Origin of the sequence: Streptomyces sp. NPDC005551 (assembly GCF_042871785.1) — a bacterium.
In the GTDB taxonomy this organism is placed as follows: domain Bacteria; phylum Actinomycetota; class Actinomycetes; order Streptomycetales; family Streptomycetaceae; genus Streptomyces.
In genome coordinates, this window is sequence record NZ_JBIAJE010000003.1 from 796217 (window position 1) to 813018 (window position 16802).

The 16802-nt window shown below is 72.1% G+C and carries 18 protein-coding genes and 1 riboswitch; of the genes, 3 read left to right on the forward strand and 15 right to left on the reverse strand.

All coding sequences use genetic code 11. The features are described from left to right. Window positions 1-12 precede the first annotated feature (12 nt). From ACFYP4_RS11825 to ACFYP4_RS11850, 6 genes are all read right to left on the reverse strand, one after another. Window positions 13-603 carry a GAF domain-containing protein gene (locus ACFYP4_RS11825; protein ID WP_358851870.1) on the reverse strand — a complete coding sequence of 197 codons (591 nt, stop codon included), beginning with the start codon at window positions 601-603 and terminating at the stop codon, window positions 13-15. Between the two features lie 60 nt (window positions 604-663). Further along, window positions 664-1263, reverse strand: a complete 600-nt coding sequence (locus ACFYP4_RS11830) for an ATP/GTP-binding protein (protein WP_358851871.1) — start codon at window positions 1261-1263, stop codon at window positions 664-666. Then, on the reverse strand, window positions 1241-1612 hold the full coding sequence (locus tag ACFYP4_RS11835) for a DUF742 domain-containing protein (RefSeq protein WP_358851945.1): 372 nt from the start codon (window positions 1610-1612) through the stop codon (window positions 1241-1243). Before ACFYP4_RS11835 ends, ACFYP4_RS11830 begins: the two co-directional genes overlap by 23 nt. Window positions 1613-1614: 2 nt before the next feature. After that, window positions 1615-2049, reverse strand: a complete 435-nt coding sequence (locus tag ACFYP4_RS11840; protein ID WP_358851872.1) for a roadblock/LC7 domain-containing protein — start codon at window positions 2047-2049, stop codon at window positions 1615-1617. A 62-nt stretch (window positions 2050-2111) separates the two neighbouring features. Continuing rightward, window positions 2112-4424, reverse strand: a complete 2313-nt coding sequence (locus tag ACFYP4_RS11845) for an ATP-binding protein (protein ID WP_388784937.1) — start codon at window positions 4422-4424, stop codon at window positions 2112-2114. Between the two features lie 357 nt (window positions 4425-4781). Further along, window positions 4782-6053, reverse strand: a complete 1272-nt coding sequence (locus tag ACFYP4_RS11850) for an MBL fold metallo-hydrolase (protein ID WP_388784939.1) — start codon at window positions 6051-6053, stop codon at window positions 4782-4784. A gap of 259 nt (window positions 6054-6312) precedes the next feature. Here ACFYP4_RS11850 and ACFYP4_RS11855 point away from each other — a divergent pair, with 259 nt between their 5' ends. Together ACFYP4_RS11855 and ACFYP4_RS11860 are read left to right on the forward strand one after the other, a co-directional pair. Next, window positions 6313-7503 (forward strand): Glu/Leu/Phe/Val dehydrogenase dimerization domain-containing protein, encoded by a 1191-nt coding sequence (locus ACFYP4_RS11855; RefSeq protein WP_388784941.1) that lies wholly within the window; start codon window positions 6313-6315, stop codon window positions 7501-7503. 178 nt (window positions 7504-7681) lie between these two features. Continuing rightward, window positions 7682-8281 carry a TetR/AcrR family transcriptional regulator gene (locus tag ACFYP4_RS11860; protein ID WP_388785081.1) on the forward strand — a complete coding sequence of 200 codons (600 nt, stop codon included), beginning with the start codon at window positions 7682-7684 and terminating at the stop codon, window positions 8279-8281. Window positions 8282-8344: 63 nt separating this feature from the next. Here ACFYP4_RS11860 and ACFYP4_RS11865 read toward each other — a convergent pair whose 3' ends face one another. The 4 genes from ACFYP4_RS11865 to mscL form a co-directional block, all read right to left on the reverse strand. Further along, entirely contained in the window at window positions 8345-9130 is a 786-nt protein-coding gene (locus ACFYP4_RS11865) for an SGNH/GDSL hydrolase family protein (RefSeq protein WP_358851948.1), read from the reverse strand. Between the two features lie 270 nt (window positions 9131-9400). After that, a complete protein-coding gene (locus tag ACFYP4_RS11870) occupies window positions 9401-10255 on the reverse strand; it encodes a LysM peptidoglycan-binding domain-containing M23 family metallopeptidase (RefSeq protein WP_358851875.1) in 855 nt (284 codons plus the stop codon). 4 nt (window positions 10256-10259) lie between these two features. Beyond that, a riboswitch (cyclic di-AMP (ydaO/yuaA leader) is annotated at window positions 10260-10415 on the reverse strand. A 507-nt stretch (window positions 10416-10922) separates the two neighbouring features. Continuing rightward, window positions 10923-11429 carry a phosphatase PAP2 family protein gene (locus tag ACFYP4_RS11875; RefSeq protein WP_388784943.1) on the reverse strand — a complete coding sequence of 169 codons (507 nt, stop codon included), beginning with the start codon at window positions 11427-11429 and terminating at the stop codon, window positions 10923-10925. Between the two features lie 163 nt (window positions 11430-11592). Next, window positions 11593-12084, reverse strand: a complete 492-nt coding sequence (gene mscL, locus ACFYP4_RS11880; RefSeq protein ID WP_358851877.1) for a large conductance mechanosensitive channel protein MscL — start codon at window positions 12082-12084, stop codon at window positions 11593-11595. Window positions 12085-12335: 251 nt separating this feature from the next. On the opposite strand from mscL, the gene ACFYP4_RS11885 reads away from it, so the two are divergent. Continuing rightward, the gene (locus ACFYP4_RS11885) at window positions 12336-13133 is read left to right on the forward strand and encodes a tyrosine-protein phosphatase (RefSeq protein ID WP_358851878.1); all 798 of its coding nucleotides are present in this window, start codon (window positions 12336-12338) and stop codon (window positions 13131-13133) included. 66 nt (window positions 13134-13199) lie between these two features. Here ACFYP4_RS11885 and ACFYP4_RS11890 read toward each other — a convergent pair whose 3' ends face one another. The 5 genes from ACFYP4_RS11890 to hpnH form a co-directional block, all read right to left on the reverse strand. Continuing rightward, window positions 13200-13352 carry a DUF6126 family protein gene (locus ACFYP4_RS11890; RefSeq protein WP_358851879.1) on the reverse strand — a complete coding sequence of 51 codons (153 nt, stop codon included), beginning with the start codon at window positions 13350-13352 and terminating at the stop codon, window positions 13200-13202. Continuing rightward, complete coding sequence (locus ACFYP4_RS11895; protein WP_388784946.1) at window positions 13349-13987, reverse strand: helix-turn-helix domain-containing protein; 639 nt, start codon at window positions 13985-13987, stop codon at window positions 13349-13351. The genes ACFYP4_RS11890 and ACFYP4_RS11895 overlap by 4 nt, the downstream gene beginning before the upstream one ends. A 63-nt stretch (window positions 13988-14050) precedes the next feature. Continuing rightward, window positions 14051-15511: an aspartate aminotransferase family protein gene (locus ACFYP4_RS11900; protein WP_388784948.1), complete on the reverse strand. Its 1461-nt coding sequence runs from the start codon at window positions 15509-15511 to the stop codon at window positions 14051-14053. Next, a complete protein-coding gene (locus ACFYP4_RS11905) occupies window positions 15508-15678 on the reverse strand; it encodes a hypothetical protein (protein WP_358851952.1) in 171 nt (56 codons plus the stop codon). Before ACFYP4_RS11905 ends, ACFYP4_RS11900 begins: the two co-directional genes overlap by 4 nt. A 100-nt stretch (window positions 15679-15778) precedes the next feature. Continuing rightward, complete coding sequence (gene hpnH / locus ACFYP4_RS11910; protein WP_358851882.1) at window positions 15779-16801, reverse strand: adenosyl-hopene transferase HpnH; 1023 nt, start codon at window positions 16799-16801, stop codon at window positions 15779-15781. Between the last annotated feature and the right edge of the window lies 1 nt (window position 16802).

Genomic DNA, 16802 nt, shown 5'->3' on the forward strand with positions numbered 1-16802 from the left:
CCGGCGGCCGAGTCAGCCGCCGTCGCTCTCCCGGCGTTCGATCTGCGCGAGCAGTTCCGACGCCATCGACTTGATGGTGTCCAGGCCCGCTCTGCCCCACGGGCGGGGTTCGACGTCGACGACGCAGACCGTGCCGAGGGCGATCCCCGTGCGGTCGATCAGAGGGGCGCCGAGGTAGGAGCGGATCCCGATCTCGTCCACGACCGGGTTGCCGGCGAACCGCGGGTAGTCGCAGACGTCCTCCAGGACCAGTGCCTTGCGGCGCACCACCACATGGGGGCAGAAGCCGTAGTCGCGGGTCAGATGGCGGCCGAACCCGCGGGTGCCGCCGTCGGCGGTCGCGGCGGTGATCAGCCGTGCGCCGGATCCGGTCCCGCCGGGCGTGTGCAGACCGGCGAAGAACTGCCGTTTCTCGTCGATGAAGTTGACCATGGAGTACGGCACCGCGGCGACCTCGGCGAGCCGGTCCGCGAACGCGTCGAAGGCCGGTTCGGCCCGCTCGCCCAGGCCCAGCCGGCGCAGCCGCCGCACCCTCGCCGGTGCGTCCCTGTCCTCCGGGGTCAGCAGCAGACGACCTGCCGGACGCGGCGGGTGGTCACTCATGCGCGGGCTCCTCGGCCTGGGGTGGGTTCATGGACGGGCTCCCCGACCCGCGGGCCGGGCTCATGTGTGGGCTCCGTGACCCCGGGCGCGGGCCGGCGCGTGGACGAGGAGATGGCGTACCAGCGTGAGCAGGGTCTGCACACCCGAGCTGGAGATCCGGGCGTCGCAGCGCACCACGGGGATCTCGGGGTCGAGGTCGATGGCCGCGCGCACCTCGTCGGGGTCGTAGCGGTACGAGCCGTCGAACTCGTTGACCGCGACGATGAATCCGAGACCGCGCTGCTCGAAGAAGTCGACGGCGGCGAAACAGTCCTCCAGGCGGCGGGTGTCGGCGAGGATCACCGCACCGAGCGCGCCCTCGGAGAGCTCGTCCCACATGAACCAGAACCGCTCCTGTCCGGGAGTACCGAACAGGTAGAGCACGTGTTCCGGGTCCAGGGTGATGCGCCCGAAGTCCATCGCGACGGTCGTCTCGACCTTGTTCTCGATCCCGTCGAGGTTGTCGGTCGCGGCGCTGACCGTGGTGAGCAGCTCCTCGGTGCTGAGCGGCGCGATCTCGCTCACCGCGCCGACGAAGGTCGTCTTGCCGACCCCGAACCCGCCCGCCACCAAGATCTTCAGTGCGGTGGGGAACGGGTCAGAGCTGTCGTCGTAGGCCATCGAGCACTGCCTCCAGGAGGGACCGGTCAGTGGGGTGGTGGTGGAATTCGGGGGGCTTCGTGGTCAGCGCCCCGCAGTCGACGAGGTCGGACAGCAGCACCTTGGTGACCGCCGCCGGCAGCTTCAGATAGGCGGCGATCTCGGCGACCGAGAGCGGTCCGCGGCACAGTTCCAGCGCCTGGGTGTGCTCCGGGCCGAGGTATCCGAGGGGGGTCGCCCCGGTGGTCATGACCTGCGAGAGCAGGTCGAGCTCGGTCGTCGGCCTGGTCCGGCCGTCGCTGACCGTGTAGGGGCGCACGAGCCGTCCGGCCGCGTCGTCGAGCCAGGGCCCGTCGCCGGCCGCGGCCACCCTCACGGCCTCATCGCCGACGGTTCGACGGCGGTCCGCCGGGGCGCGGTCATGAGATACGGCCGGACGCTCTTGACCAGCATCGCCATCTCGTAGCCGAGGATCGCCGCGTCGGTCTCGCGTCCGGCGAGTACGGCGAGGCAGGTGCCGGAGCCCGCGGTGGAGACGAACAGCAGCGCCGAGTCGAGCTCGACGACGACCTGGCGTACGTCGCCGCCCTCACCGAAGCGGTGTCCGGCGCTGCGTCCGAGGGAGTACAGGCCGGAGGCCAGGGCCGCCATGTGGTCGGCACTGTCCGTGTCGAGGCCGTGAACCGACTTCACCAGTCCGTCGCAGGACAGGAGCACCGCGCTCGTGGTGTGCGGTACGCGCTGGACGAGACCGCTCATCAGCCAGTCGAGATCGGATACCTGGCCTGTCGGCGCATCGCTCGCCATGGTGGATCGACTCCTTGGGATACGAAGGTCTGCGGGAGCGGTGGGGGTGGAGGTGGGGGTGGTCATCCGGCCGGTGCGCTCCCGTCGTGCCGGGTGGTGAAACCGGGTCCGGGCGCGGGCGCGATCTCGCGCGCTGCCCGCGTTCCGTGCCGCCCGGACGCGTGCACGGAGTGGTCGTCGGCTGTGTGCGGCGCGTCCGGGCCGGGGCGGGCGTCGTCCACGGACAGGCCCTCCGGCACGTACGCGAGGGGGTCGGCTCCCGGCGGCGCGGGGGCGGGCGGGGCGCCCGGACCGGACGGCGCGTCGAAGGGGGACACGGGGGCCGGGCGCGGCGGGCCGCCGTACGACAGGGCGTGCCGCGGCGGGTCCTGGTGCGGGGCGTCGGTGAAGGGCCCGTCGAGGTGCCGCGTGCCCAGGTGCCGGGCTCCCGGCACGGCCGAGGTGTCCGTGTGCACCTGCTCCATGTGGACTCCCTCCGCGTGGGTCGGCCCCAGGTGGCCCGGCTCCATGGGGTCGGGCTCCACGGGGTCCGGCTCCATGTGGTCCGGGGGGAAGCGCTCTGGCTGCACGTGGCCTGGTCCCATGCGGCCCGGCTGCGGGTGGTCCGGCTGCGGGTGGTCCGGCTCCAGCTGGGCGGCCTCCGCGAGGCCGATCCCGCGCTGGAACGCGGCCATCAGGCCCGGATCGTGGCCGACGTGCTGCCCGTCGTCCGGGCGGGATGTGGACACCGGGCCGTCGCGGAGCTGCGGCGCGATGTGTTCCTGGGACCGCCTGCGAGGCAGCTGGGGCGGCCTGCCCATGGTGCCGCGCACCACGCCGTTGCGCGGCACGGGCGGTGTGATCGCGTTCCGCGCCACCGTCCGCCGGTCCTCCGGGCGGACGCCGGGCACGGCCGCCGCCGGAGTGGGCCGCTCCTGGCGGGCGTCCCGCAGCGGCAGCGGCGCCGGACCGCCGTCGTCGCGGGAGAGGGGCGCGGGAGCTCCGCCGGCCGGCTCCGGCTCACGGTGCTCCCGCGTCTGCCGCGGCGGGGAGGCCGAGGCGGCGTGCCGGGGCGCCGACGGCTCGGGCGCGGGCCCGGTCACGGTGGGCCGCTCGGGGCCGGCGCCCGCTCGCGGCGGCTCCACGGCCTCCCGCGGCGGCGTCCGGGGAATGGCCCCGGTGCTCTCGGGCCCCGTCCCCAGCAGCGCCTGCGGCACGACGAGTACGGCCTGGACGCCGCCGTAGATGTTGGTCTGGAGCCGGACGTGGATGCCGTGCCGCCGGGCCAGCTGCGAGACCACGAAGAGACCGATGCGGCCGTCCTGCAGCAGGCTGGCGACATTGACCTGGTCGGGGTCGGCGAGCAGGGCGTTCATCTTGTTCTGCTCGCCCGTGGGCATGCCGAGGCCCCGGTCCTCGACCTCGACGGCCAGCCCGGAGGTGACGAGACTGGCGCGCAGCAGCACCTGGGTGTGCGGGGCGGAGAAGACGGTGGCGTTCTCGACGAGTTCGGCGAGGAGGTGGATGACGTCGGCGACGGCGTGTCCGCGCAGGGTGCCGTCGATCGGGGGCACCAGCTTGACCCGCGAGTACTGCTCGACCTCGGCGATGGCGGACCGCAGGACCTCGGTCGTGGTGACGGGGTTGCTCCACTGACGGCGCGAGACGGCACCGCCGAGCACGGCGAGGTTCTCGGCGTGACGCCGGATGCGGGTGGCGAGGTGGTCGACGTGGAAGAGGCCCTTGAGCAGGTCCGGGTCCTCGATCTCGTTCTCCAGCTCGTCGAGGATGGAGATCTCCCGGTGCACGAGGGACTGGAGGCGCCGGGCCAGATTGACGAAGACCTCGACCTTCTGCTCGCTGCCCGTGTGGCTGGAGAGCTGCGCGGCCTGGACGACCGCGGTCGCGGCGCCGTCCTGGGCGTGGACCAGGTCGGCGGCGAGCAGCTCGAACTCGTCGGCGTCCGGGGGCGGCCCGCCGCGCGGCCTGCGCGCGGGTGCCGGTTCACCGCGGCGCAGGGTCTCCAGGAGGGCGCGCAGGTCGGCCTGGCCGCGGGCGGTGGTGCGGCGCAGGGCGCCGACCCGTTCGCCCACGGTCCTGGCGGCACGGTCGGCGGCGACGGCGGCGATCACGATCCCCGCGAGCGCCACACCGACGGCTCCGGCGAGTACGGCGTACAGGCCGGGGCTGGGGCGGGCGCCGGCCGTGCGGAGCATGAACAGCACGGCGGCGCAGGCGCTGAGGGCCACCGCGATCGGGGGCAGGACGGCCAGGCGCAGCAGCTGAGACCGTATGTGGGTCTCGGGCAGCGGCAAAGTGGCACGGGCGGCCGGTCGCCCGTGCCGTCCGCCCTCACGGCGGTCTGCGCGGGCGGCCGGTGCGCGGAGGTGAGACATCGGCGTCCTCGTACTGGTGCGTCGGGGGCACGGGGCCCCCGCGGGTCTGCGCGACTCGGTCGTGCGCCATCGCGGTGCCGGTCGGCGGGGCCGAAGAAACCGACGCCACGTCGACCGACGGCAACTCACAGTAGTCGGCAACGCGTGAGATGCGGTGGGCAGTTGACAAAGTCCCGCGGAAGCCGTCCCGCTCTGGTATGAGGCTTCGTACGACAGACCGGCCGGTTCCTCGGACAGACGTTCCCGTCGAGCATCGACTCGATCGAACCTGGTCAGGAGTGGTCGGGAGCGAACGGCTAAGGGCCGAGGAGCGATGCGCTCCTCGGCCCTCGGCGTAAGGCGTCTTTTCCCGGGGGATCACCCGGCGGGGACGGTCTCCGGCTCTCCGGTGCCCTCCGCAGCCTTGGTCGCAGAATCACGCTGCGTGGCCGCGGTGGTGACGCGGGTGGTCGTGCCGACGGTCTCCGCGGGCTCGCTCCAGCCGCCCTCGGGCTCCCGCGCGACCCCGCGCCACCAGGGCTCGGAGGGGACGGTCGCGGCCGTCGGCTCGAACGGTTCACCGACCCGCGGCAGGGCGACGCGCGCGCCCGCCGCACGGCCCGCGTCGATCGTCCCCTCGGCCGGCTCCACCCAGGGGTGCGTCGCGAGATTGAACGTCGCCCAGTGGATCGGCATCATCACGCCGGCCGGCCGGCCGCCCTGGAGGTCCAGGTGGGCGCGCATGCCCTCCTCGGGTGTCATGTGGATGTCCGGCCAGAAGTCGCTGTACGCGCCGACCTGGATCATCGTCAGGTCGAACGGGCCGTGTCCGGCGCCGATGTCCCGGAAGCCCTCGAAGTAGCCGGTGTCCCCACTGTGGTAAATCCGGTGCTCGTCGCCCGAGACGGCCCAGGAGGCCCAGAGGGTGTGCTGGGCGTTGCGCAGACCGCGGCCGCAGAAGTGACGCGCGGGGGTGGCGGTCAGGGACAGGCCGCCCACCCTCGTCGTCTCGTTCCAGTCCAGCTCGCGCAGGCGGTCGGCCGAGACGCCCCAGCGCTCCAGGTGCGCGCCGACGCCGAGCGGGACCGCGAACACGGTGTCCGTGCCGGCGAGGGCCTTGATGCTGGGCATGTCGAGGTGGTCGTAGTGGTCGTGCGAGATGACGACGACGTCGACCGGGCCGAGGGCGGCCAGGGGCAGGGGCACGGGGTGCAGCCGCCTGGGCCCGGCGAAGGGGAACGGGGAGCAGCGCTCACCCCAGACCGGGTCGAAGAGCACCCGGTGCCCGTCGATCTCGGCCAGCACGCTGGAGTGCCCCATCCAGGTGATCCGCAGTCCGCTCACGGCGGGCCTGTCCAGGTCCGCGAGCGTCGTGGGGTGCACCGGCACCGTCCCGGCCGGGAAGCGGTGGACGCGCTCCTCGCGGCGGAAGTAGACCTTCGCGAACTCGACCATGGAGCCGTCGGGCCGAATACGGGCGCTCTCCGGGTTCTTGAAGACACCGTCGGCGAAGTGAGGTGATCTGCGGATGCGCTCGAGGCGCTCGCCGCTCGGATCCGCGCCGAAGGCGGCGGGCCGCAACGAGCGGAGCCCGGAGTTCGGGAGACGGGAACCGGTCACGGCAACCTCCAGGTGGAGTGGGTCGGACATTCCATTATGGTCCGCCCCTCCGACAGGCCCGGGTCGGGCGGGTGACGACAGGGTGTCCGGAATCCCCCGGCACCGGATCGCCCCGTCGGGGCCGCGCCCCGCGGAGCACCCGGTCCGCCCGCCCACCCCGGGCGCGGACTGACCCGCCGTTCAGTAGAGGCCGTCACGCGGATATCATCCCTGCGGATCCCGACGCGGGGCGCGGCCCGGCCGGCCGTCCCGGCCGGGCCCGCCACCGGTCGCCGTCCCTGGAGCCCGTATGACCCCCCTCGCCGACGCCCCGTTCATCCGGCTGACCTGGACCGACCACGTCACCGGGCGCACGGGCCACCTCGTCGTCGACCGGCTGGTACGGGGCGTCTCCAGCGGCGGACTGCGGATGCGGGAGGGCTGCACGGTGGACGAGGTCGCCGCGCTCGCCCGCGGCATGACCGTCAAAGAGGCGCTGCACTACAACCCCGAGGGCCGTTACATTCCCCTGGGCGGTGCCAAGGGCGGCATCGACTGCGACCCCCGGCATCCGGACGCGTACGGCGTGCTCGTGCGGTATCTGCGCGCCGTGCGCCCCTATGTCGAGACCGTCTGGGCCACCGGAGAGGATCTCGGCCTGACCCAGGACCTGGTCGACCGGGCGGCGGCCGAGGCGGGGCTCGTCTCCTCCGTCCAGGCGGTGTATCCGCTGCTCGACGACGAGGCGGCGGCCCGCCGCCGCCTCGCGGACGCCTTCGCGGTCGAGGTGGACGGCATCGGGCTCGACGAGCTGGCCGGCGGCTGCGGTGTCGCCGAGGCCGTCCTCGCCGTGCTGGACCGGGCGGGCGTGCCGTACTCGGGAACTCGGGTCGCCGTGCAGGGGTTCGGCACGATGGGCGGGGCGACGGCGCGGTTCCTCACCCGCGCCGGGCTCACCGTGGTGGCCGTCGCCGACGTGAAAGGCACGATCGCCAACCCCCGGGGGCTCGATGTGGAGACGCTGCTGGCCGCGCGGGACGCGTACGGGACGGTCGACCGCGCCGCGCTGCGCCCCCGGGACCGTGAACTGCCGGGCGACGCCTGGCTCTTCACCGACGCCGAGGTCCTGGTGCCGGCCGCCGTCTCGTACGCGGTCGACACCGTCAACCAGGCCGGGATCACGGCCCGTTGGATCGTGGAGGCCGCCAACATGCCCGTCCTGCCGGGGGCGGAGGACCTGCTCGCCGCACGCGGGATCACGGTCCTGCCAGACGTGGTGGTCAACTCAGGTACCAACGCCTGGTGGTGGTGGACGCTGTTCGGTGACGTCGGTCCCGACGCGGACGAGGCGTTCGCGTACCTCCGTCGCGCGATGCGCGTCCTGATCGGCCACGTGCTGGCGCGTGCGGAGGCCGACGGCACGACTCCCCGGGCGGCGGCCCACGCCGTGGCCGCCGACCGGCTGCCGGTGATCGCGGAACGGTTCGGCTGGTACCGGTGACGGTCCGGCTCCGTGACGGAGCGGAGCACGCGTCCAGCCCGAGCAGGGCCGGTGTCGGCGTCAGCGGCGTCGGTGTCGGTGTCGGCGCAGCTCACGCGTTCACGGTGAGGCCGGGCCGGCGTCCGGGGTGCGCCGCGCGACGGATTAGGGTTGCCGCGTGGCGAGAGTGCGGTTGAGTGTGGTCCAGCGGCGCGAGGAGATGCTGCGGGCCGCCATCGGACAGATCGAGGCGCGCGGTGTCGCGGCCGTGCGCATCGCGGACGTGGCCGCGGCGCTCGGGGTGAGCAACGCGCTGGTGCTCTACCACTTCTCGACCAAGGAGAAACTGGTCGCCGAGGCGTTCGCGTTCGCCGCCGAGGACGACCTCGCCCGGCTCCGCAAGCTGCTGGGCCGGCGCACGTCGGCGCTTCGGCGGCTGCGGGCGGCCGTCCGCTGGTACGCGCCGACCGGCCAGGCCAAGGGCTGGCGGCTGTGGATCGAGGGCTGGGCGGTGGCCCTGCGCGAGCCGGGGCTGCGCGAGGTCACTCAGCACCTCGACCGGCAGTGGAAGGCCGCGCTCGCCGAGGTGATCGCGGAGGGCGTGGCCGCGGGCGAGTTCCGCTGCCCGGATGCCATGGACGCGGCCCTGCGGCTCACGGCCCTGCTGGACGGTCTCGCCGTGCAGATGACGGCCTACCCCGGCGCCGTGTCGCGGGCGCGCACCCGGGCATGGGTGGACGAGGCCCTCGCCCGCGAACTGGGCCTGGATCGCGAGGCGTTGACGTCACCGCCCGGCTGAGCCGCCGGCTGACCCGCCGTACCGGGCGCACCGCCCGCGCGGCGGGGGCCTCTGCCCGGTTCCTCACACCGCCGGTGCGATCCGCAGCTTGATGTCGTCCGGTGACAGGCTGCCCTTGGCCGCCACGTGGTCCCCGGAGGACTGGCCGCGCAGTCGGCGGCCGATCCAGGGCACCAGGTACTCGCGCGCCCACTGGATGTTGTCGCGGCGCACCTCGAAGGTGCCGCGCGGCGGCAGCGGGGGCCACGGCTGGTCCGGGTCCGCCGGGACCTCCAGGCCGAGGACCTGGCCGGCCCGCAGGGCGACCCGGGTGTGTCCCTCGGGCGACAGGTGGAGGCGGTCGCCGTCCCAGGCGCGCCGGTCCTGGATGGTCTTGAGCGACCACAGGTCCAGCACCGGGCAGCCGTAACGGTCGGCGATGGCCCGCACATGCCCGTTGTACGTGGCGATCTTGCCGCGCAGATGCCTGAGCACGGGCATGGTGCGGGTGTCGAACCCGGTGGTGACCATGACGGTGCCGACGGCCGAGGCGAGGTCGGCGACCGCGCGCTCGAAGCGCTCGGCGACCTCGTCGGGGTCGGTGCCCGGCCGGAGGATGTCGTTGCCGCCCGCGCAGAACGAGACGAGGTCCGGCGCCAGTTCCTTGGCCTGCCGGAGCTGGCCCTCGACGATCTGGTCGAGCAGTTTCCCGCGTACGGCGAGGTTGGTGTAGCCGAAGTCGCCCTCGGGACGCCGGTCGGCGAGCAGTACCGCGAACCGGTCGGCCCAGCCGACGAAGGCCCCGTCCGGACCGGGATCGCCGACGCCTTCGGTGAAGCTGTCCCCCACCGCCACGTACGACCCGATCACTGATCTGTTGTCACTCTTCGAATCGTCTGCCACATCGGCCCATGATTCCCCTCCGATGTGAGCTACGCGACCGTAGGAAGGGGTTGACGGCTGGTGAGATAAGCCACTCGTCAAGTGTTGGTCAACCTCGGAATAAGGCGGTGCGCAGGGGCGGTTGACGAGCCTCAACGCCCGGAAGCGCGGGCTCCGCACACCTCGTCGCCGGCGCCGTGCGCGCCGAAGGCCGGACCCCGGGGATCGGGGTCCGGCCTTCGGCGGCGTGTGCGGGCGTCAGCCGACGGAGACGCCGTGGGCGCGCAGGTACGCGATGGGGTCCACGTCCGAGCCGTAGTCCGGGGTGGTGCGGATCTCGAAGTGCAGGTGCGGTCCGGTGACGTTGCCGGTCGCGCCGGACAGGCCTATCTGCTGGCCGCCGGTCACGGTCTGCCCGGCTGAGACCGACAGCGAGGACAGGTGGGCGTACTGGGAGTACAGGCCGTCGGTGTGCCGGATGACGACCTGGTTGCCGTACGCGCCGCCCCAGCCGGCCGAGACGACGGTGCCGGGTCCGACGGCCTTGAGGGAGGTGCCGGTCGGGACCACGAAGTCGACACCGGTGTGGTAGCCGCTGGACCACATGCTGCCCGCGGTCTTGTAGGCGGTGCCGACGGTGGCGCCCGCGACCGGCATGGTGTAGCCGGAGCTGCTGGTGGCCGCGGCCGGAGCGGCCTTCGTCTTCGTCGTCTGGGTGGTCTTGCCGGACGACGGGGCGGCGGGGGACGCGGCCTTGCCGCCGAGCGTCAGCTTCAGACCCGGGTGGATCAGTGCCGGATCGCCCCCGATGACCGCGCGGTTGTCCTGGTAGAGCTTCTTCCAGCCGCCGGCGACGTGCTGCGTGTCGGCGATCTTCGCGAGGGAGTCGCCTGCCTTGACCGCGTAGGTCTTCGTCGCGACCTTCTGGGCGGCGGCCGGCGCGGCGGCGGCCTTCTCCGGAGCGGCGGAGACGGCGGCCGCGGGAGTCGCGGCCTGGGCGCCCGCGGCTCCCATCAGGGGCAGGGCGAGTGCGGCGCCACCGGTGCCGACGACGGCTATCGAGCGGGTGAGGCGCAGGGACTTGGGACGGCGGTGCTTACCCTTCGCGGGCATGGTGCATTCCTCTCCGGCGCCTGCGAGGTCAGCTGTCGGGTGCGAGCTGGAGATGCCCGGCCGCGTTGCGCGCGGCTCAACCCCTAGCCTGTCCGGAGACCGGAACAGGCGTCGTACCTGTGGGTCCCCCGCTCCTGCCGTGGACGGGTGAGTGTGCGGGATTCCGGGCGGCGGCAGGATTGGGCGTCCGTCCGGAGTGAGGGTGAACGTAGGCGACATGAGAGGGCGTCGACAACCTTGTGGGTTTTCTGTGCGCACCCATTTCTTGATCGATGTCCGGATTGCCGGTCACTGTCCGTCGACGAGTGATCTTTCCGGGTCCGCAATCGCTTGGTAATCCCGAAGACTTGAGAAACCGGGCTGACGACGCATTGTCACCGGTATGACGCTGCTCACGCGCCACTCCGCCAGGAGGCCTTGCTGATGCACCAGTTGGGACTCATGCCTCTAAATGGGACAGAAGGTTCAGACGGCACGTTGAAGGACATCTGCCGCAGGGTGTCCGGTGGTCGGCGCCTGACGGCTGACGGCTGACGGCTGACGGCTGACGGCTGACGGGACAAAACGAACGGCGACGGCGGGCCGCTCATGGAGACGCGGCCCGCCGAGGGGTCGGACGGCCACCCGCACCGAGGCGGCCACGGTGGGGAGCGGTGCTCCCCGGGGCTCACCGCAGCAGACGCAGCGCCAGCCGGGGGCTCTTGCGCACCAGAGCTGCCGCGGCCAGGCCGATCACCGCTCCGGCCGCGACGTCGGACGGATAGTGGGCGCCGGTGTGCACCCGCTCGGTGGCCACCATCGCGGCCGGAACCGCACACACGGCGCCCGCCAGGGGCCACACCGCCGCCACCGCGGCGGTGAACCCCACGCCCGCGGCGGTGTGCCCGGAGGGGAACGAGGAGGAGTCGGGCCGCTCGTGCACGTCCTCGTGCGAGATCCATTCCTTCGGCGGCCGCTCCCGCTCGCACACCTGCTTGAGCACGGCGTTGGACACCAGCTCCGCCACGGCCATGCTCGCCAGTCCCGCGACAGCGGCCCGACGGCCTCTCCAGCCCGCCAGGGACATGACGGCGGCGGCACCCCACCACAGCTTGGTGTGCTGGGCGGCGTCCTCCACCGCCGGCAGCACGCGCCGCGCACAGTCCGACTGCCACCCGGCGACCCGCCGCGTCAACCGATGATCCTTTTCACGAAAGTCAGCCCATGCGTTCATGGGCTGCGACTTCCCGCCCGGGACGAGTCGTAACAGGCGTCGGCCCGGCTTCCGCGCGGCAGCTCGGACCGAGCGTCCTGGACGGGGCAGCCTGCGTGCCGCCCCGCCCGACAGACCGGCGCTCTCACCGGTCCTGACGAGCCGGTACGGTGCCGTCCGCAGCCGCCGGTACGGTGCCGTCCGCAGCCGACTGGGCCGTCACCTGGGCGGGGAGCGCCGGCAGCGGACTGGTGCAGGAGGCGCAGCGGCGGGCCTCCGTGGGCACGGGGCTGAGGCATTCGGGGCACTCGCGCTTGGGTGCCTGCACGTCGTGGCTCGGCGCGAAACGCTGGTGCAGCTTGTTCACGGGCAGCACCACGAGGAAGTACAGGGCGGTCGCGACGAGCAGGAAGCTGATGGCGGCGTTGATGAACGCCCCGTACGGGAATTCGGTCCCGCCCACCGTGAAGGTCTTGCGGCTGAGGTCACCGGTGGTCCCCGACGCCAGACCGACCAGCGGCGTCAGGAAGGCCCGGACGAAGCCGTTCACCACGGCGGTGAACGCCGCACCGATGACGATGCCGACCGCCAGGTCGACCACATTGCCGCGCAGGATGAATCCGCGGAAGCCCTTCACCTGTCACTCCTCCATCTGCCTGGGTCACCACCCGCCGGCGCGGGCGGTCCCCGCACGGCCCGGCGCCCTACGAGCGACGTCTTACCGGCTTCGGCCCAGGCAACCTTCGGTCACGTCGTCGCGGTACTCCGCCCGGCATACGCCGCCTGTGGACAACTCATTGCCCCAGGAACCCATGTCGTATCGTCAAGAGCGCATCCGATCGGTGGGCTACGCCGAGCAGCCCCGACGGACGAGTGGGAGGAGCCCCCGTGACGCAGCAGATCCCGTCGACCGAGCCACAGCTGGCCGGAGTGCGCAACTTCCGTGACGTGGGCGGCCTGCCCACCACGGACGGTCGGCGAGTGCGGCACGGGCGGTTGTTCCGCAGCGGCCACCTCGCGCACGCGACCGGGGAGGACGCCGCGTTCCTCGCCTCGCTCGGCCTGCACACGATCTTCGACTTCCGTAACGCGGCGGACCAGAAGCTGGAGGGACCGGACGTCGAGCTGCCGGGCGTGCGGAACGTGAATCTGCCGCTGAGCGACCCGGCGGACGGCGCCGAGTTCTGGAAGATGGTCCGCGACGGCGATCTGGAGCAGCTGCGCGCGATCCTCGCCGACGGCAAGGCGGCGGACCGGATGATCGGCTCCTACCGCATGATCATCAAGGAGCGCACCGCCGAGCACTCGCGCGTGCTGCACGCGCTGGCGGAGGACAGTGTGCCCGCCCTGATGCACTGCGCGGCGGGCAAGGACCGCGCCGGCCTGTCGATAGCCGTGACCCTCCTCGCCGTGGGTGTCGAGCGCGACGCGATCCTCGCCGACTACCTGGAGTCGAACGCCGCGCACCGCCGGTACAAGGTCCACCGCAGCAGCTCCGCGGCCTCCGCCTACTCCCCCGAGGTCATGGAGCTGCTGGGCCCGCTCTTCGACGCCCGCGCCGAGTACCTGTCGGCCGCGTTCGAGACGATCGAGGCGACCTGGGGCGGGACCGACGCCTACCTGGAGCAGGGGCTGCGGGTCACCCCTGAACTGCGGGAGCGGCTGCGCGACCGGCTCCTCGACTGACGAGTCCCCGGCCCGGGTCCTGACGGCCGGTCCCCCGCGGGGCCGGCCGAGCGGAACCCCCTTCGGCTACTGGTTCCGCGCGCCCAGAGTGAACAGCAAGTAGACGAAGGCCGCGAACAGGTGACCCACGGCCACGTAGATGATGAGCCGCACCCACAGCGCGCGCGGGAATTTCTCCTCCATGGACCGCCGGGGCCCGGGCTCCGTGGGTTCGGTCATGAAGCATCTCCTGGTGTCGGGTGGCCGGTCACCGGGCCGAGGCACAGCGCGGTGATGGGGCTCTGCAGCAGTGAGTGGACGAAGAGCAGCTCGGCCCCGGCGCGGTCGGCGGCGGCCAGACGGTGCGGGGTGAGCGAGTCGAAGTGCGCGCTGTCCCCGGGCGCCAGGACGTGCGCGGTGTCCCCGAGACGCAGGCGCAGCTCGCCCTTCAGGACGTACAGCCACTCCTCACCGGGGTGGACGCGCACGATGTCGCCCTGCGCCCCGTGGGGCACGTGCACGCGCAGTGCCTGCATGCCGCGGCCGGGGGCGCCCGCCTGCCAGTAGGTCCAGCCGCCCGCCGTGCTCGGCTCCAGGTCGGCGGCGCGCATCACGGCGTCCCGGTCGGCGACGCTCTCGCCGAGCAGCTCCGAGACCGTCGTACCGTAGACGCGGGCGAGCGCGAGCAGCATCGGCAGCGAGGGCTGGCGCTGCCCGGTCTCCAGCCGCGAGAGATGGGCGGGCGAGAGATGGGCGGCGCGCGACGCCGCCTCCAGGGTCAGGGAGGCGCGGCGGCGCAGTGCGCGCAGCTGCGGGGCGACGGCGGGCAGGCCGTCCCCCGGTCCGGGAGGGTGCGTACCCTCGGCAGGGCTCATACCGCCCATTGAGCCCCAGCGCTTGCCTCCGAGGCAAGTTTGTTGCCCCGGAGGCAAAAAGGGTCAGCGGTTCGCGACCGCCTGCTTGACCAGGGTCTTCCCGAAGTCCCACATCAGTCCGCCCCCGCTGTGCGCGTCGTCCATCACGGCGGTGAAGGCCTCCACGAACCGGTCCACGTCGCGTTCCCCGATGATCAGCGGCGGAATCAGCTTGATCACCTCCAGGTGATCGCCGGAGACCTGGGTCAGGATGCGGTGCCGTTGCAGCAGCGGCACGACCACCATCTGCGCGAACAGACCCTTCCGGGCGGCCTGGAGCATCGTCCACCGGCTGCGCAGCTTGAGCGACCGGGGCCGGCCGAACTCGATGCCGATCATCAGGCCGCGGCCGCGTACGTCACTGAGCAGCTCGTACCTGTCGACGAGCGCCGTGAGGCGGGACTTCAACTGCTCGCCCGTCGCCCGGGCGTTGGCGACCACCTGCTCGTTCTCCAGCACGGAGAGCACGGCGAGCCCGGCCGCCATGGCCTGGGCGTTGGATCCGAAGCTCGCCGAGTGCACCAGCACGCGGTCCATCGACGAGTAGACCTTCTTGAAGATCCAGTCCCTGCCGAGCGTCGCGCCGACCGGCACGTAACCGCCGGACAGCGACTTCGCCACACAGACCAGGTCCGGCTCCACGCCCTCCTCGTGCTGATAGGCGTAGAAGTCGCCGGTCCGCCCGAGCCCGGTCTGCACCTCGTCGGCGATGAGCAGCGCCCTGTGCCCGCGGAGCAGCTCCTGTGCCGCGCGCAGATAGCCGGGCGGGGCTTCGAGCACACCCTTGCCCTGAATGGGTTCCACGATCAGGGCGGCGACGTCGCCCTTCTTCAACTCCCGCGCCAGGGCGTCCAGGTCACCGAGCGGGACGGCGGTGTCGGGCAGCAGCGGCGCGAAGCCGTCGCGGAAGCCGCTCTCGCCGTTCACGGACAGCGAGCCGGTGGTCAGCCCGTGGAAGGCGTGCGCGCAGAAGAGGACGCGCGGCTTTCCCGTCGCGTACCGGGCGAACTTGAGGGCGGTCTCGACGGCCTCCGTCCCGCTGTTGCCGAAGAACACCCGGTCCAGGTGGGGGCTGTGGGTGAGCAGCTTCTCCGCGAGCAGTCCGGGCAGGGGCTGGCAGTCGAAGCGGGTGAGGTCGGCGAGTGAGGCGTCGAGGACGTCGTGCAGTGCCTTGCGGACGACGGGGTGGTGGCGGCCCAGGCCCATCACGCCGAATCCGGCGAGCATGTCCAGGTAGTCGTTGCCGTCCGCGTCCCAGAAGTACGCGCCCTCGGCCCGCTCGTAGACCTTGTCGAAGCCGATGGTGTGCAGCATGCGCGGGAGCTGGTGGTTGAGGTGCCTGGTGTGCAGCTCGTAGCGCTCGCCGCCGCGCTCGGCCAGGAGCGCGGCGAGATCGAACTCCCGCGCACCGGAAAGCGACTCCCCGGAAAGCGGCTTCCCGGAAAGCGGCTCCCCGGAAGGGGACTCATCTGAAGGGATGGTCATTCCTGTCTCTCCTTGGCGAACTGGTCCTTCGCCGCCAGGCCGGCGCTGATCCGTCCGGCGATCTCGACGGGCGTGAGGCCGATGCCCGCGAGCACCTCACCGCGCCTGGCGTGCGCGAGGAACTGCTCCGGAATGCAGCGCGGTCCCATGCTCTCCGGAATGGTCACGCTCGGGCCTCCTCTCGGTCCGTTTCCGCCTCAGATCACCGGCACCGCGGGCGTCCCCGTGACGGCGGGGCGCCGGACGCGACGTCGTCCTGCTCCGGCATCACCCGCGGCTTTCCGTGAAGGTCTCCCGGGCGGCGCGGATCGATTCCCTGAGCGATCCCATGGTCGCGAGGACGGCGGTGGGTTCGTAACCGCAGTGCGCCATGCAGTTCGCGCACCGGTCGTCCTTGCCGCGGCCGTAGGAGTCCCAGTCGGTCTCCTCCAGAAGCTGCCGGTACGTCTGCACGTACCCGTCGTTCATCAGGTAGCAGGGCCGCTGCCAGCCGAACAGCGAGTAGCTCGGGATCGCCCAGGCGGTGCACGGGAAGTCGACCTTGCCCTCCAGGAAGTCCAGGAAGAGCGGGCTCTGGTTCAGCCGCCAGCGGCGTCGGTTGCCGCCGGCGAAAGCCTTCTTGAACAGCTCCCGGGTCTGCTGGACCCCGAGGAAGTGCTCCTGGTCGGGAGCCTTCTCGTAGGCGTAGGCGGGCGAGAGCATCATCTCGTCCACCTTCAGGTCGTCGTTGAGGAAGTTCAGCACCTCGACGATCGTCTGCGGGGTGTCCGTGTTGAAGAACGTCGAGTTCGTGGTGACACGGAAACCGCGGCGCTTGGCCTCCTTGATGGCCTCGACCGCCTCGTCGAAGACACCCTCCTTCGCCACCGAGGCGTCGTGGCGCTCGCGCAGCCCGTCGACATGCACGGCCCACGCGAAATAGGGCGAGGGTGTGAACTTGTCCATCTTCTTGCGCATGAGCATCGCGTTGGTGCAGAGGAAGACGAATTTCTTCCTGGCCACCAACTGCCGCACGATCTCGTCGATCTGCGGGTGCATCAGCGGTTCGCCGCCGGCGATGGACACCATGGGCGCGCCCGACTCCAGCACCGCGCCCACCGCCTGGGCCACGGGCATGCGCTGCTTGAGCACACCCGCCGGATGCTGGATCTTGCCGCAGCCCTCACAGGCGAGATTGCACGCGAAGAGCGGCTCCAGTTCGACCAGCAGCGCGAACTTGTCCCGCTTCCTGAGCTTCTGTTCGAAGAGATATGCGGCGACTTTCATGGACTGGCGAAGCGGCATGGCCATC